This is a genomic window from Roseiarcus sp. (assembly GCF_049514155.1).
Lineage (GTDB): Bacteria > Pseudomonadota > Alphaproteobacteria > Rhizobiales > Beijerinckiaceae > Roseiarcus.
Map to the genome: position 1 here is coordinate 1 of NZ_JBEKVH010000031.1, position 12,400 is coordinate 12,400.

The 12,400-nt window shown below is 67.8% G+C and carries 12 protein-coding genes; 8 read left to right on the forward strand and 4 right to left on the reverse strand.

The annotated features are described in order from the left end of the window. Window positions 1–2 precede the first annotated feature (2 nt). From epmA to ABSF49_RS06850, 4 genes are all read left to right on the forward strand, one after another. Entirely contained in the window at window positions 3–1,067 is a 1,065-nt protein-coding gene (epmA, locus tag ABSF49_RS06835; RefSeq protein WP_424111886.1) for an EF-P lysine aminoacylase EpmA, read from the forward strand. Beyond that, on the forward strand, window positions 1,064–2,881 hold the full coding sequence (gene recQ / locus ABSF49_RS06840) for a DNA helicase RecQ (RefSeq protein ID WP_424111887.1): 1,818 nt from the start codon (window positions 1,064–1,066) through the stop codon (window positions 2,879–2,881). Before epmA ends, recQ begins: the two co-directional genes overlap by 4 nt. Next, entirely contained in the window at window positions 2,874–3,752 is an 879-nt protein-coding gene (mutM, locus tag ABSF49_RS06845) for a bifunctional DNA-formamidopyrimidine glycosylase/DNA-(apurinic or apyrimidinic site) lyase (protein ID WP_424111888.1), read from the forward strand. The genes recQ and mutM overlap by 8 nt, the downstream gene beginning before the upstream one ends. Window positions 3,753–4,041: 289 nt before the next feature. After that, on the forward strand, window positions 4,042–4,896 hold the full coding sequence (locus ABSF49_RS06850) for an SDR family NAD(P)-dependent oxidoreductase (protein WP_424111889.1): 855 nt from the start codon (window positions 4,042–4,044) through the stop codon (window positions 4,894–4,896). A gap of 42 nt (window positions 4,897–4,938) precedes the next feature. Here the strand turns inward: ABSF49_RS06850 and tam are convergent, their stop codons facing one another. Continuing rightward, a complete protein-coding gene (gene tam / locus ABSF49_RS06855; protein ID WP_424111890.1) occupies window positions 4,939–5,733 on the reverse strand; it encodes a trans-aconitate 2-methyltransferase in 795 nt (264 codons plus the stop codon). Window positions 5,734–6,277: 544 nt separating this feature from the next. Here tam and ABSF49_RS06860 point away from each other — a divergent pair. The 3 genes from ABSF49_RS06860 to ABSF49_RS06870 are packed head-to-tail and all read left to right on the forward strand — an operon-like array spanning window position 6,278 to window position 8,741. Continuing rightward, complete coding sequence (locus ABSF49_RS06860) at window positions 6,278–6,976, forward strand: ABC transporter permease (protein WP_424111920.1); 699 nt, start codon at window positions 6,278–6,280, stop codon at window positions 6,974–6,976. Further along, window positions 6,973–7,782, forward strand: a complete 810-nt coding sequence (locus ABSF49_RS06865) for an ABC transporter ATP-binding protein (RefSeq protein ID WP_424111891.1) — start codon at window positions 6,973–6,975, stop codon at window positions 7,780–7,782. The genes ABSF49_RS06860 and ABSF49_RS06865 overlap by 4 nt, the downstream gene beginning before the upstream one ends. Continuing rightward, on the forward strand, window positions 7,779–8,741 hold the full coding sequence (locus tag ABSF49_RS06870) for an aliphatic sulfonate ABC transporter substrate-binding protein (protein ID WP_424111892.1): 963 nt from the start codon (window positions 7,779–7,781) through the stop codon (window positions 8,739–8,741). Before ABSF49_RS06865 ends, ABSF49_RS06870 begins: the two co-directional genes overlap by 4 nt. Before the next feature lie 54 nt (window positions 8,742–8,795). Here ABSF49_RS06870 and ABSF49_RS06875 read toward each other — a convergent pair whose 3' ends face one another. Continuing rightward, the gene (locus tag ABSF49_RS06875; RefSeq protein WP_424111893.1) at window positions 8,796–9,923 is read right to left on the reverse strand and encodes an S-(hydroxymethyl)glutathione dehydrogenase/class III alcohol dehydrogenase; all 1,128 of its coding nucleotides are present in this window, start codon (window positions 9,921–9,923) and stop codon (window positions 8,796–8,798) included. A 616-nt stretch (window positions 9,924–10,539) separates the two neighbouring features. Between ABSF49_RS06875 and ABSF49_RS06880 the strand changes: the two genes are divergently transcribed. Next, window positions 10,540–10,749 (forward strand): TOBE domain-containing protein, encoded by a 210-nt coding sequence (locus ABSF49_RS06880; protein WP_424111894.1) that lies wholly within the window; start codon window positions 10,540–10,542, stop codon window positions 10,747–10,749. A gap of 30 nt (window positions 10,750–10,779) precedes the next feature. On the opposite strand, the gene ABSF49_RS06885 is transcribed toward ABSF49_RS06880, so the two are convergent. Together ABSF49_RS06885 and ABSF49_RS06890 are read right to left on the reverse strand one after the other, a co-directional pair. After that, window positions 10,780–11,076, reverse strand: a complete 297-nt coding sequence (locus ABSF49_RS06885; RefSeq protein ID WP_424111895.1) for a ferredoxin family protein — start codon at window positions 11,074–11,076, stop codon at window positions 10,780–10,782. 17 nt (window positions 11,077–11,093) lie between these two features. Continuing rightward, the gene (locus tag ABSF49_RS06890) at window positions 11,094–12,398 is read right to left on the reverse strand and encodes an FAD-dependent oxidoreductase (RefSeq protein WP_424111896.1); all 1,305 of its coding nucleotides are present in this window, start codon (window positions 12,396–12,398) and stop codon (window positions 11,094–11,096) included. Window positions 12,399–12,400 lie beyond the last annotated feature (2 nt).

The following is a 12,400-nucleotide window of genomic DNA, read 5'->3' on the forward strand; positions in this document are numbered from 1 at the left end:
CCTTGACCTCCGCCTCGCCCTTCTGGACCCCGTCCCGCCACGCCGACCGGCGGCCGCGCCTGGCGGCGCGGGCGCGTCTTGCCGCCCTCATCCGCAGCCATTTCGCGACCGAAAGCTTCCTCGAGGTCGAGCCCGCGGCGCTGCAGGCCTCGCCGGGCGCCGAGGCGCACCTGCACGCGTTCGCGACGACGATGATCGGCCCGGACGGCGTCCCCCGGCCCGCCTATCTCCACACCTCGCCGGAATTTGCGATGAAGAAGCTGCTGGCGGCGGGCGAGCGGCGGATCTTCGCGCTGTCGCGGGTGTTCCGCAATCGCGAGCGCGGCGCGCTGCACGCGCCGGAATTCACCATGTTCGAATGGTATCGCGCCGAGGCGCCGCTGGAGGCGCTGATGGCGGACTGCGCGACGGCCCTGCGGCTGGCCGCGGAAGCGGCGGGGACGCGCATCTTACGCTGGCGCGGCCGCGAGGCCGACCCTTTCGCCGCGGCGGAGCGGTTGACGGTCGGCGACGCCTTCCGCCTCCATGCCGCAATCGACCTCTTCGCCTCGCTGCCGGCCGACGGCCGCGGCGCGCCCGACCGCGACCGGCTCGCCCGCCAGGCGGCCGACATCGGCGTGCGCGTCAGCGCCGACGACTCATGGTCGGACGTGTTCAGCCGCATCCTCTCCGACCGCATCGAGCCGCGGCTCGGCCTCGGCCGGCCGACTTTCCTCACCGACTATCCGGTCTCGCAGGCGGCGCTGGCGCGGGTCTCGCCCAGCGACCCGCGCGTCGCCGAGCGCTTCGAGCTTTACGCCTGCGGCGTCGAGCTCGCCAACGCCTTCGGCGAACTGACCGATCCGGTGGAGCAGCGTCGCCGCTTCGAGGAGGAGATGGCGGTCAAGCGGCGCGTCTACGGCGAGGTCTATCCGATCGACGAGGATTTTCTCGCCGCGCTGGCGATCATGCCGGCGGCGAGCGGCGCCGCGCTCGGCTTCGACCGGCTGGTCATGCTCGCCTGCGGCGCCGAGCGCATCGACGACGTGCAATGGACGCCGGTGTTCGATCCCGGGGCGGCGCGATGAACGACGCGACGCGCCTCATCGCCAAAGCGCGACGCGCGCTCAACGAGACCTACGGCTTCGCCGACTTCCGCCCCGGCCAGGAGGAAATCCTCGCCGCCACCTTCGCCGGCGAGGATGTGCTGGCGGTGATGCCGACCGGCGCCGGCAAGTCGCTGTGTTACCAATTACCGGCGCTGGCGCGCGGCGGCCTGACGCTGGTCGTCTCGCCGCTGATCGCGCTGATGCGCGACCAGGTCGCCCAGCTCGATGCGCTCGGCATATCCGCCGCGGCGCTCAATTCCGCCTCCGAGCCCGACGAGCGCCGCCGCGTCGCCGCGGGCCTGCGCGATCGCTCGCTGCGATTGCTCTATGTCGCGCCCGAACGGCTGCTGCGCGACGACACGCTCGAAACGCTGAGAGGCGCGGTCGATCTGCTCGCCATCGACGAAGCCCATTGCGTCTCGCAATGGGGCCACGACTTCCGACCCGAATATCTGCGCCTGCGCGAGGCGTCGGCGGCGTTGGGCGATCCGCAAATCCTCGCGGTGACGGCGACCGCCGACGCGCCGACGCGCGCCGACATCGCCCAGCGGCTGTTCGCCAGGACGCCGCGCGTGTTCCTGCGCTCGTTCGACCGGCCCAACATCTTTCTCGCCATGCGCCCCAAGGCCAACGCGACGCGGCAGTTGATCGAGCGGCTCGACGCGCACCCGAGCGAAAGCGGGATCGTCTATTGCGCCTCGCGCCGGCGCGCCGACGAACTGGCGCGCGAATTCTCCGAGCGCGGACGCCAGGCGCTGCCCTATCACGCCGGCCTCGACAATGTCGTGCGGTCGCGCAACCAGGACATCTTCCTGCAGGAGGACGGCGTCGTCATCTGCGCGACGATCGCCTTCGGCATGGGGATCGACAAGCCCGACGTGCGCTTCGTCCTCCACGCCGACATGCCGTCGTCGATCGAGTCCTATTACCAGGAGATCGGCCGCGCCGGCCGCGACGGACTGCCGGCCGAGGCTTTCGCGCTCTACAGCGCCGGCGACATCGAGCTGCGTCGCCGCCAGATCGCCGAGGGCGGCGCGCCCGACGCGCGCAAGCGGATCGAGACCGCCAAGCTCGACGCGCTGGTCGCCTTGTGCGAGACGGCGCGTTGCCGCCGGCAGACGCTGCTCGCCGCGTTCGGCGAGGACTCGGCGCCCTGCGGCCATTGCGACGTCTGCCAGGGCGCGGTGCGGCTGATCGACGGCAGCCTCGAGGCGCAGAAGGCGCTCTCCGCCGTGCTGCGCACGTCCGGGCGGTTCTTCTTCGGCCATCTCGCCAACATCCTGTCGGGCAAGAAAAGCGAAGCGATCGAGCGCCACGGCCACGACCAGCTCAAGACCTTCGGCGTCGGCGCCGACCGCGCGCCGGCCGAGTGGCGCGGCGTCTTGCGGCAACTGTTGTCGGCGCGGCTGATCGAGCGCGACGGCGCCGATCGCGACCGGCTCGTCGTCACCGAGGACGGGCGCAAGGTGCTGAAAGGCGAGGCGCCGTTCGCCCTGCGCGAGGACGTCGTCGCCAAGAAGGCGCGACGCGACAAGCGCGCGGCGGCGCACGCGGCGCCGGGCGACGCCGACGCCGAGCTGCTGGCGGCGCTGAAAGCGCTGCGCGGCGCGCTCGCCAAGGCGCAGAAGCAGCCGGCTTATGTCGTCTTCCCCGACCGCAGCCTGATCGAGATGGCGGCGACGAAACCTGCGAGCCTCAATGAACTCGGGCGCGTCCACGGCGTCGGCGCGGCGAAACTCGCGCGCTATGGCTCCGCCTTCCTCGCCGTGATCCGTGAGCGCGTCCATGCCTGAGCTGCCCGAAGTCGAGACCGTGCGCCGGGGCCTCGCGCCGACGATGGTCGGCGCGCGCTTCGCCGCGGTCGAGGCGCGGCGCGGCGATCTGCGCGCGCCGTTCCCGCCGCGCTTCGCCGAGCGGCTGAAGGGGCGGCGGGTCGTGTCGCTGACGCGGCGCGCGAAGTATCTGCTCGCCGCGCTCGACAACGGCGAGACCTTGGTCATGCATCTCGGCATGTCGGGCTCGTTCCGGATCGAGCGCGGCGAGGCGGCCGTCGTTCCGCGGCTCCATCACGAGCGGCCGAAGCTCTCCGCCCATGATCACGTCGTCTTCGACTTCGACAACGGCGCGCGCGTCGTCTTCAACGATCCGCGCCGCTTCGGCGCGATGGACCTGGTCAAGAGCGAAGGCATCGCCGAGCGGCCGCCGTTCGCCGAAATCGGCGTCGAACCGTTGTCGGCGGAATTCGACGCCGCCAAGCTCGCGGCGCTGTTCGCCGGCGCGCGGGCGCCGATCAAGACCGCGCTCTTGGACCAGAAGCGCATCGCGGGCCTCGGCAACATCTACGTCTGCGAAGCGCTGCACCGCGCCCGCGTCAGCCCGACCCGCCCGGCGGGGATCCTCGCCGACGCCAAGGGCAAGCCGACCGCCGCCGCGCGAGCGTTGGCGCCGGCGATCCGCGCCGTGCTCGAGGCGGCGATCGAAGCCGGCGGCTCGACGTTGCGCGACCACCGCCAGCCCGACGGCGAACTCGGCTATTTCCAGCATTCCTTCGCCGTCTACGACCGCGAAGGCGCCCCCTGCCCGCGCCGCAGTTGCCACGGCACGATCGCGCGCGTCGTCCAGGGCGGACGATCGACGTTCTATTGTCCGGCGTGCCAGAAGTGAGGGGGCGCCCATCATTCGCCGCGACGCCCGCGGACAGTTGGCGCCCCGCTCGCCGTCGGTTCGGCGCAACTGCTCATTGAATGCTTGGCAGCGATCGTGCGCGAGAGGAATTCGATGTCAAGGACGGCCGAAGGCCGCCGCCGAAGGCGGTGCGCTTCGCGCATCCTTGACATCGAATTCCTCTCGCGCTCCGCTCCGCCAAGCAAACAATGAGCGAGTCTATTCTTCGGCAACGAGCCTGCGTCGACCAGGAGCGTTTGGCGCTTGCAGGCTCAATTTGGAGGCTACTTTGACCATCGACACCCCCTTCAATCCCGGCAGTTGCGCGGTCGTCACCGGCGGCGCGTCGGGTATCGGCCTGGCGGCGGCGAAGCGCTTCGCGGCGATGGGGCTCAACGTCGTCATCGCCGATCTGCCGGGCGCAACGCTCGAAAACGCGGCGCGCGACGTCGCCGCCGCTTCATCGACCGGCGCGAAAGCCGTGCTCGCCGCGCCGACCGACGTCAGCAAACTCGGCGAGGTCGAGGCGCTCGAACGCGCGGCGACTTCGAAATTCGGCCCCGTCGCGGTGCTGATGAACAACGCTGGCGCCGGCCCGGCGAGTTCGACGCTCGGCGACTGGGAAGGGTGGCGGCGCATTATCGAGGTCAATCTGTGGGGCGTCATCCACGGCGCCAAGACGTTCGCGCCCGGCATGATCGCCAGCGGGCGCCCGGCGGTGATCGTCAACACCGGCTTCAAGCAGGGCGTCACCACGCCGCCGGGCAATCCCGCCTACAATGTGTCGAAGGCGGGCGTGAAGGTGTTCACCGAGGCGTTGCAGCACGAGCTTCGAAACGTCGCGGGATGCAAGGTGACGGCCCATTTGCTGATCCCGGGTTTCGTCTTCACCGCGATGACCGCGGGCGCGCGAACCGAGAAGCCGACCGGCGCCTGGACGCCCGAGCAGACGGTCGACTTCATGATCGGTGAGCTTCGCGCCGGGACGTTCTACATCCTCTGCCCCGACAACGAGGTCAGCCGCGCGCTTGACGAGCGCCGCATGGCCTGGGCGATCGGCGACGTCATCGACAACCGCCCGCCGCTGTCGCGCTGGCATCCCGATTACGCCGACGCCTTCAAGAAGAGCGTCGCCGATCTCTGACGACCGCTCGCCGTCAAGCCCGGCCATGACGCATTCTGGAAGTCACCGCCGCGCGACGATGAACAGCCGCGGATAGGGCAACAGCACTTTGCCGTCGGCGCGCGGGGCGTAGGATTCTTCGATCGCCTCGCGGTAGCGCGACAGAAACGCCTCGCGCTCGGTTTCGTCGAGCGGGTCGAGGAACGGCCGGAGGCCCGAGCCGGCGAACCAGTCGACGACGCCCGCGACGCCGTCGAGCGCATGGACGTAGGTCGTCGTCCACACCTCGACCTTCGCCCCGGCGGCGGCGAGCCATTCGTAGTAATCCTCGAAGGCGGCGATCACCGGCTGGGCGTGGACGATCGGCGCGAGGCGGCGCGCCCACGACCCTTCGGCGGCGACGAGCCGCATCGCTGCATGCGACGCCTCGTGCAGGGTGATCGGCATCTGCACGGCGAGAAGGCCGCCTGCGGCGACGAAGCCGAACAGCCGCGGCAGCAGCGCCTCGTGATCGGGCAGGAACTGCAGCGCGGCGTTGGCGAAGACGAGATCGAGCGGCGCGTCGGGCGACCAGGTCGCAATGTCCTGCCTGACGAAGCGCGCGGCGGGAACGCGTTCGCGCGCGTGCGCGAGCATCGCTTCCGACGTGTCGAGGCCGACAATGGCCGCCTCGGCGAAGCGGGCGACGAGCAGCTCGGCGCTGTTGCCGGGGCCGCAGCCGAGATCGGCGACGCGGCGCGCCGTCGTCAGCGCAACGCCGGCGAGCAGATCGCGCGCCGCGCGCGTCCGCTCGGCGACGAACTTCATGTAGAGGGCGGGGTTCCAGTCGCCGGCGGCCCCGCGCGGCCTGACGGTCATGCGACCGGCACGAAATGATTGACGGACGTCAGCGACGCGAGCCCGTCTTTGCCGACGCGGCGCGGCGCGGCCGCAGGAAGCCACGCGGCGACGTCCGACATTGATGATCGCTCCCCGCTCAACCTGACACCCCTCAGTGGAATGGTGATCTGATACAGTCTATCGAATTAATCGTCAATCTCTCGGCGACACGCCTTGCCGCCGCGATCATTGGCCGCTCCCCCTTGCAGGTCGATGGCGGGCGCTCTCCTGGTTTCCCTTGTGGCGTTTGCGCCGCGATCCAGTTATTGCAGCATTTCAACCGGTTGCGGACGTCGCCGCAAAACCCCTGGTTCGTGTAAATGACTCTGGCCGTTCTGCTACAACGGGGCGCCGATTGTTTCCGATCCCGCAGCGCCGCGGCGGCGTGTCGCGATCGCGACGGTCGCCAGGGCGCAACCGCGCCGTGAGCGAGAGCGCCGAAGCCGCGGCGACGCAAGCGACGAGCCGGCGATGGGCTGGTCGCCGCCAGCTGCAGTTGAACGTCGTCGCCGTCTGCGGAGGGATCGCCCTGTGGGGAGCCGCAGTCTCGTTCAGCAGGGTCGGTCTGCCCAGCCCGGCGCAGGTTCTGGCGCGGGCGATCGAACTCATCCGCTCGGGTCAGCTCTTCGCCGATCTCGTCGCCAGCCTCTCGCGCGTCCTGGCGGGATTCGCCCTCGGCGTGACGCTCGCGATTCCGGTCGGTTTCCTGATGGGATGGTATCCGACCGCGCGCGGCCTGATCGAACCCTTCGTGCAGTTCTTCCGCATGATCCCGCCGCTGGCGGTGATTCCGCTGGCGATCGTGACGATGGGCATCGGCGAGACGCCCAAGGTGTTCGTGATCTTTCTCGCCGTCTTCCTCTCCAGCGTCATCGCGACCTTTCAAGGCGTGATCAGCGTCGACAAGACCCTGATCAACGCCGCCCGCGTGCTGGGCGCGAAGGACGGAACGATCTTTCGCCGGGTGATCATACCGGCTTCGACGCCGTTCATCCTGGTCGGCATGCGGATCGGTCTGGGTTCGGCCTGGGCGACCGTCGTCGCCGCGGAGCTGATCGCGGCCCAATCGGGTCTCGGCTTCCGTATGCAGCAGGCCGAGCTCTACTACGACCTCGCGACCATCTTCGTCAGTCTGATCACCATCGGAATCCTCGGCCTGGCGATGGATCGCCTGCTTCTCGCGCTGGAGACCCGGCTCACGCATTGGCAGGAGCGCATGTGAGCGCCAAGATCTCGTTCCGCGCCGTGTCGCGTCGGTTTGCTCACCAAGGCGCGAGCTTTCTCGCGCTCGACCGCTTGTCGGTCGACGTGGCGGATGGCGAGTTCGTCACCTTGGTCGGGCCGTCGGGTTGCGGCAAATCGACGGCGCTCGCCATCGCCGCCGGCCTGATCGCGCCGACCGCAGGCGAAATGATCGTCGACGGCCGCAATGTGCGCGGACCCGGTCCCGAGCGCGGCGTGATCTTTCAGCAATACGCGCTCTTTCCCTGGCTCACCGTCAGGCAGAACGTTGAGTTCGGCCTGCGGATCGCCGGCCGTCGCGCGGCCGAGCGGCGCGCGACTGCGCAGCGCTTCATCGATCTCGTCGGTCTTTCCGACTTCGCCGACTCCTTGCCCAAGGTGCTCTCCGGCGGCATGAAGCAGCGTTGCGCCATCGCCCGCGCCTATGTGGTCGACCCGACCATTCTGCTGATGGACGAGCCGTTCGGCGCGCTCGACGCGCTGACCCGCGTTCAGATGCAGGATCAATTGCTCGATACGTGGAATCGCGAGCGACGGACGGTGATGTTCGTCACCCACGACGTCGACGAGGCCGTCTATCTCGCCAACCGCGTGATCGTGATGGCCGCCCGTCCCGGACGCCTCGCCGAGATCATCCCCGTCAATCTGCCCTATCCGCGCAGCGAGGCGATCCGGCTCTCCGGCGCGTTCGCCGAGATCCGCAATCGCGTCTGGCGCGCCGTCTATCATCAACCCGCGAGGCCGCCGGACGGCGCCGTCCAGGCCAACGAGAAAGAGACGAGATGACCCGCATTTCGCGCAGACACTTCGTCGTCGCGGCGTCGGCCGCCGTCGCATGCGCCGCCGCCCGGCCGGCGCGCGCGGCGGATACGGTCCGCATCGGCTATATCGGCGACTTCAACGGCGCCAGCCTCGCGGCGGTCGCGACCGACCAAGGTCTCTGGGCCGCGCAGGGCCTGCAGCCCGACCTCAAGGTCTTCACCAACGGCCCGATCCAGATCCAGGCTTTCGGCTCCGGCAGCCTCGACTTCGGCTATGTCGGGCCCGGCGCGCTTTGGCTGCCGGCCAGCGGCCGCGCCAAGGTGATCGCGATCAACGATCTCGGCCAGGCCGACCGCGTCATCGCCCAGGCCGGCATTCGCACGATGACCGAGTTGAAAGGCAAGAAGGTCGGCGTCCCCGAGGGAACGTCCGGCGACATGCTGCTGCGCCTTGCGCTGCGCAAGCAGGGCATGAGCGTGAACGACGTCGAACTCATCCGCATGGACCCGAGCACGGTCGTGGCGGCCTTCGCCAGTGGGCAGATCGACGCGGCCGGCATATGGTATCCGCTGGTCAGCGTGATCAAGGAACGCGCGCCCGACATGGTCGAACTGGCCAAGAACGCCGATTTCTTTCCTGAGATCGCCTTCCCCACCGCTTTCGTCTCGCGCAACGACGTCGCCGACGATCGATCGCTGAAAGTGATCGCGGTGCTCAAGAAGGCGAACGCCTTCCGCGCGGCGAATCTCGACGCGTCGATCGCCGTCACGTCGAAGTTCATCGGCGTTGCGGCCGACAAGCTCGCGACGGAAGCCGCGAATTCCAAATTCCTCACCACGGCCGAACTCGAGGCGAGCGCCGCCGATGGAACGGCCGCCGGCTGGCTATCGACCTTGAATGCGATGTTCAAGGACTTCGGCCGCCTGCCCGACCCCCTCGACCCCAAGGCCTACTTCCGCGCCGACCTCTATCAGGCGGGCTAAGCGAGAGAGGACGCCGCCGACGGTTCTTTCGAACGAGTCGCCCTTTATGCTGGTCTAGAAGACCACCACCGAGCGGATGCTCTCGCCGGAATGCATCAGCTCGAAACCCCGATTGATGTCGTCGAGCGGCAGGGTATGGGTGATCATCGGATCGATCTGGATCTTGCCGTCCATGTACCAATCGACGATTTTCGGCACGTCGGTGCGCCCGCGCGCGCCGCCGAAGGCCGTGCCCATCCACGTCCGCCCGGTGACGAGCTGGAAGGGCCGCGCAGCGATTTCCTGCCCGGCGCCGGCGACGCCGATGATGACCGACTTGCCCCAGCCGCGATGCGAAGCCTCCAGCGCCTGGCGCATCACTTTCACATTGCCGGTGCAGTCGAAAGTGTAGTCGGCGCCGCCGATCGCGTCGGCGCCGCGCTTGGTCAGGTCGACGAGATAAGGGACCAGGTCGGCGCCGATTTCGGTCGGATTGACGAAATGGGTCATGCCGAACCGCTCGCCCCATGCCTTCTTGGCGGGATTGACGTCGACGCCGATGATCATGTCGGCGCTGGCGAGGCGCAGACCCTGGATCACGTTGAGACCGATGCCGCCCAGTCCGAAGACGATCGCGGTCGAACCGGCCTCGACCTTCGCCGTGTTGATCACGGCGCCGATCCCGGTGGTCACGCCGCAGCCGATGTAGCAGATCTTGTCGAACGGCGCGTTCGGGTTGACCTTGGCGACCGCAATCTCAGGCAGCACGGTATAGTTGGCGAAGGTCGAACAGCCCATGTAATGGTGGATCTTGTCGCCGCCGATCGAGAAACGCGAGGTGCCGTCCGGCATCACGCCCTGCCCCTGCGTGGCGCGGATCGCCGTGCAGAGATTGGTCTTGCGCGACAGGCAGGACGGGCACGCGCGGCATTCCGGCGTGTAGAGCGGGATGACATGGTCGCCCTTCTTCACCGACGCGACGCCCGGCCCGACGTCGACCACGACGCCGGCGCCTTCATGACCGAGGATCGCCGGGAAAAGTCCCTCCGGATCGGCGCCTGAAAGGGTGAAGTCGTCGGTGTGACAGATGCCGGTGGCCTTGATCTCGACCACAACCTCGCCGGCCTTCGGGCCCTCGAGCTGAACGGTCATGATCTCGAGCGGCCTTCCCGCCTCCATGGCGACTGCGGCGCGAACGTCCATGGCGATCCGTCTCCCGTTTCATCTTGGCGCTTCGCATTCGAAGCGCGACCGCGTTTGCGCCTGCCGTCCGCCATCGCGGCCCCGGCCCCTCGTGCGGCATGGCGACACGAACGGCCATGCAAACTATCGTACGGAAATGAATGGAGCGGGCGAAGCGAATCCGCTCCCGGTCGTCGCAACCGTCAGTTACATCCATCTCTTCAGCAAACATCTCTCACGCGACGTAACCGACGTTATAATCACAATCGTTTCCGACTCGATAGGCCCTTCGGCGCTTTCGATATTTCGTGGACAAAGGCTGCCGTTGACACCTTGTTCCAGCGACGGGCCGCTGCGCTGCCGCCGACGTCGCCCAGTCAGTCGGCCCATCCCGTCAGCGAAGCGACGCGGCGACTGACCAATCGGCGTTCGAATCTCCAGCCGCGCGCCACTTTCCGGCGCGACTCCGAACGGCGCCAAGCCACATAGCGGAACCGGCGCTACGATTCATTCGGTTGGCGACAAGGCGTTTTCTCGGCGCTAAGGTTAGCGACTACGCCTTGCATGAAGGCGATCTCCGCAACCTGAAACCCTGGCGCGACGCGCCGCAATCGCTGACGAGAAAAGGCGTAGTTCGATGAAGCTTTCCGCACGCAACGTGCTGCCGGGCAAGGTGATCGGCCTGACCAAAGGCGCCACGACCGCCCACGTGAAAATCGAGATCGGCTCGGGCGCCGTGATCACCGCCTCGATCACCAACGAGGCTGTCGACGCCTTGGGCCTCGCGGTCGGCAAACCGGCCAGCGCGGTCATCAAGGCGTCCGACGTCATGGTCGGCGTCGATTGAGGCGCGGCTGCGTGATGCGCCCGACGACGTTCAGCCGAACTTGAACAGCACGCCATAGCCGCCGCGGGGATAGTTCCACTCGACCTCGCCCCCCGGTTCGCACATCACGCGGCAGGCGCCACATTCGAAGCAGCCGTCAGGCGCGACTTCGACCTGGCCGGCCTCGGTGAGGGTGTAACACCCGGCCGGACACAATGTCGTCATCGCCAGCAGGTTGGCGGATGGCTTGTCGTGTGCGGCGACGCGGATGTGGCTACGGCCTCCGTCCACGACGTAGCGGTTCTGATAGAGCTTCTCTTCGACGCGCGCTTCGCCAGGTTTGCTCATGGGGCTTTCCTCCGATTCTAGCGCCAGGCGCGCGCCAGTTTGAACGCGTCGCCGAACAGGCCGGTAAAGCCGCGGGCCTTGCGGAAGGCGGAGAATATCTTCGCTTCCGTTTCGCGTTTGGGCGTGCCGTCGACGCGCAGGAAGTTCTCCATCGCCTTGGCCACCAGTTCGGGGTAGGTGAGGAAGAAGTTGCGTGAATTGGTGTGCAGCAGCGCCGGCATGTCGCGATACTTGCGCAAGTCCTTCATCACGAAGGAATCGTGGAGCGCTTTGGGATAGCGCGCGAGATTGTCCTTGGTCATTTTCTCGCGACGGCTCTTGATCTGGAAGATCGCCTCGGCGGCGAAGCGGCCGGAGGTCATCGCGAGGTTCGAGCCTTCGCGATGGATGGCGTTATTGAGCTGCGCGGCGTCGCCGACCACCACCCAGCCGTCGCCGCAGAGCTGCGGCACCGCCTTGTAGCCGCCCTCGGGGATGAGATGGGCCGCGTATTCCTTCACTTCCGAGCCTTCGATGAGCGGCTTGATGGAAGGGTGCGCCTTGAACGCTTCGAGCAACCCATGGGGCGTCTCGCCGCTGCGGGCGAAATCGGAGACCAGGCAGCCGATGCCGACCGATAGGCATTCCTTGTTGGTGTAGACGAATCCCATGCCGGTCATGCCGCCCGAGATGGTGCCCACCGCCTCGACGACGACGCCCTCGTCGCCTTTGACATTGAAACGCGCTTCGATCGTCTCGGCGGGGAGGAAATGCATCTCCTTGACCGCGAGCGCGACGTGATCGGCCTTGGGTGGGGCGCGAAGGCCGGCGCGGCTGCCGAGCAGCCCGTTGACGCCTTCGGCGAGCACGACGACGTCGGCGTGGACGATCCCACCCTCGCGATCGGTGCGCACGCCGACGCATGCGCCATAGGCGTCGAAGATCAATTCGAGCGCTGTCGTCTCGGTCAGCACCAGCGCGCCGGCCTCGCGCACCTTGCGCGAGAACCACTTGTCGAATTGCGAGCGCAGAATGGTGTAACGGTTCGGCTTGGCCTCGTTGAATGCGTCCGAGCGATAGTGCATGCCGGTGTGCGCCGACCCGTTCATCATCCAGAAACGCTGTTCGATCAGATGGCGCTCGAGCGGCGCGTCCTCGCGAAAGTCGGGGATGATCGCCTCGAGCATGTCGGCGTACATGATCGCGCCTTGCACGTTCTTCGATCCGGAATATTCGCCGCGCTCGAGCTGCAGGACGGAGAGGCCGCGCTTGGCCAGGACATAGGCGGCGGCGTTGCCGGACATGCCGGCGCCGACGACGATGCAATCGAATTTCTCGACCATGA

Bases quoted from the DNA above. Each gene is read 5' to 3' on its own strand.
- recQ (WP_424111887.1), top strand. From the start codon at position 1,064: ATGAACGACGCGACGCGCCTCATCGCCAAAGCGCGACGCGCGCTCAAC.
- mutM (WP_424111888.1), top strand. From the start codon at position 2,874: ATGCCTGAGCTGCCCGAAGTCGAGACCGTGCGCCGGGGCCTCGCGCCG.
- tam (WP_424111890.1), bottom strand. From the start codon at position 5,733: ATGACCGTCAGGCCGCGCGGGGCCGCCGGCGACTGGAACCCCGCCCTC.
- ABSF49_RS06870 (WP_424111892.1), top strand. From the start codon at position 7,779: ATGACCCGCATTTCGCGCAGACACTTCGTCGTCGCGGCGTCGGCCGCC.
- ABSF49_RS06875 (WP_424111893.1), bottom strand. From the start codon at position 9,923: ATGGACGTTCGCGCCGCAGTCGCCATGGAGGCGGGAAGGCCGCTCGAG.
- ABSF49_RS06880 (WP_424111894.1), top strand. From the start codon at position 10,540: ATGAAGCTTTCCGCACGCAACGTGCTGCCGGGCAAGGTGATCGGCCTG.
- ABSF49_RS06885 (WP_424111895.1), bottom strand. From the start codon at position 11,076: ATGAGCAAACCTGGCGAAGCGCGCGTCGAAGAGAAGCTCTATCAGAAC.
- ABSF49_RS06890 (WP_424111896.1), bottom strand. From the start codon at position 12,398: ATGGTCGAGAAATTCGATTGCATCGTCGTCGGCGCCGGCATGTCCGGC.